Raw genomic sequence first — 2,476 nt, 5'->3', positions numbered from 1 at the left:
AGCTTTTCACTACTTAAAAAGCCGACCGAATAAACGGGAGTAATGCCCTACCCCGCCTGCACTAGAGTAAATGTAGGACCGCTTGGTTTTAAAAATATTTCAGCTCGCAAAGTTATAACGCTTTGCACACCGGACCAGTTGCGGCGTACCAAAATATGGTAAAAGAGCGCAGCGACCATATTTTGGTACGCCGTAGCTGGTTCCGCGTGCTGCAACTTGTTAGCTGTGGACAATACAAATATAGACAAACACCCAACTACATTAGCTTGGGGTTCGTACATTGTCCCAATGATAACGCTCGTTGCTTATGTTTAATAGAATCCATCAGTTTTTGGTAATCTATATTACTAAACTTATCGGATATCATAATGGTCTTCATTTTTTCGAGTGCTACTGGCCCCGATGAAGTACCATCCACTAAGTCAATGTACTCAAATACTATTTCATCTGTGATTTGAGCACTCGCATGCCCTTCATCGCAATGAAAATCATTTCTTATTTGCCTTACAGCTGCTATTACGAATTCATTAAAATCATACCCAAGAACAATGGAATTTATACCTGCACAAGCACTAAAGCAATTTTGATCATCTTGTGGCCATATCTCTTTGCCTATTGGACTAGTTCTAGAAAAAACATAGCCAGTATCTCCTATAGGATCAGAGTAGTCGGACATTCCTGGCCCACAGCCAACTAACAATAAAATTGATGTATAGAGTAGATAGTTCATGATATCCAGCTAACGCTCAGGCTAAATGGCGCATGGACGCTGCAAAATTATGTGTGGAAATGAGCGACAGCGAAAGCACATAATTTTGCAGCGTCCATGCGTCCACGTTAAGCCACTGGTTAGCAGAAGAACCAAAACATTCATTACTGACGTTTGCACTTGCCGAAAAAGCCTCATCGAATAGTACCGTATTGCTACTAGCTCGAACCAAATAATTTATCCGCCACCAGGCGGCACTCATTGCCGCAGTGCTGATACCACGAAATCCGACTTGGGGTTAAAACTGTCAACGACTCTGGAACTAAAAGACTTTCCAGAATTCCCATATCATCAGAGCATTTCAATTTTCCGCTAACAAGCGGCGTGCGCAGGTCAAAATGTTAGAGCCCCAGGAATAGGCCAATCGGACCATAATACCAACGTGCAAAAATTTAACATCAAAGCACCACTCTTTCTTTTGATTTTTCAACGCTAACGCCAAAAACAGCGGCGCATTTATGCGTCCGCCTGATTTTTCTTGTTAAGTGTTTCCTCAGGCCTCTTGTTCTTTGATTCGAACTCCGCCTTAAGGCCAGCAAAATTGACAGAGAACCTAGACATTTTAGTTTTCTCTAGCTCTCTCAATACAGTAGAAAGCAGTGCAACTGTGACGGCCACAGCAGCAGGCAAAATAATTAAAATTGTATTTTCGGGGTTGCTTAGAGAAAGTCCGTCACCTCTAATACTGACAACCGCTGCGACACTTGTCATTACCCCGGTCATTGCGGCCATCACACCAACTAGCTGGCGACGGTAGCGGCTGGAAATTTCAGCTTCTGACTTCACCGATAGTGATTTTTCATTTGAAGCCAAGACCTGCTCTTTCAAAGTAGAGAGTTTTTCGCAAAAATCCTGCTTTGTTTGTGCAGATATAAAAGATGAATCCATGACTTCCTTTATAAGCTCAGACGAAATCTCACTCAAAGTCAGCATCGATGAACTCTCAACGCTGTATTTTCTAGCCGTAGCCGATATGAGGTGCTTTATGATCTCAACAGTTGGTATTTTTTCTTCCGAAATACCAGGCCTGATTGCATAAAGAACTTCCTGATTGGCGGCATGAACCTTTTGAAAGTATTCTCTGTTATCTCGCTTAGAGAATATTTTTCGAGTAATCCAAGCAACTACTAACCCACTAAGTATCCCACCAGCAATGCCCACGACCCATGGGTTATTAAATATTTCCATTGTTTCTCCGAAGCTCGTTGACACTTAACGCCGCCAACAGCGGCCGAGCGAAGCGAGGTCCAGCGCACGTAGTGCGCGATGCTGCTTGGCCTTGTTAACTGTTTTGAATTTGCTGGTTGTAGAATTCACAACGATCCTCTAAACCCATAGATTTTGCAGCCTCTTTGAGCTTTAGCCAAATTTCTTTTGGAGGTTTACTCGTTGCCTCAAGCGCTGCTTCTTCTAGCATATCAAGTGCTAGTTCTAGCTCGTTGTGATCAAGGTATTCATCGTACTCAGCTATAAACTTGCCTACACCCAGACATTCGCAAAGAATTGCGCGAGCATCGCTCAATAAGGCGATAGTGATCTTCCACTTTTTCTCTAATTCTGCTCTGAAGCTCATATGACAGTTAACTCCCACATCAGTGGGCCGCTGGAGTGGAGCCGTTTTTGTGCAATAATGAGCAAAGCGAATGCATAAAAACGGCGGAACGTAAGCGGCTCCACTGCATGTGATGGTTATAATTTGCTTGGGTA

Annotated in this window: 3 protein-coding genes; all 3 read right to left on the bottom strand. The window is 43.3% G+C overall.

From position 1 onward, the window contains the following. Positions 1–256: 256 nt before the first annotated feature. A complete protein-coding gene (locus FT643_RS22905) occupies positions 257–730 on the bottom strand; it encodes a hypothetical protein (RefSeq protein ID WP_156873720.1) in 474 nt (157 codons plus the stop codon). Positions 731–1,225: 495 nt separating this feature from the next. After that, entirely contained in the window at positions 1,226–1,957 is a 732-nt protein-coding gene (locus FT643_RS22900) for a hypothetical protein (protein ID WP_156873719.1), read from the bottom strand. A gap of 94 nt (positions 1,958–2,051) precedes the next feature. Further along, positions 2,052–2,476 (bottom strand): hypothetical protein (locus FT643_RS22895; RefSeq protein ID WP_232340415.1); only part of this gene is annotated, 425 nt, incomplete at its 5' end.

The organism is Ketobacter sp. MCCC 1A13808, assembly GCF_009746715.1.
Classification (GTDB): domain Bacteria; phylum Pseudomonadota; class Gammaproteobacteria; order Pseudomonadales; family Ketobacteraceae; genus Ketobacter.
This window is presented reverse-complemented; position numbering and strand designations above follow the sequence as displayed.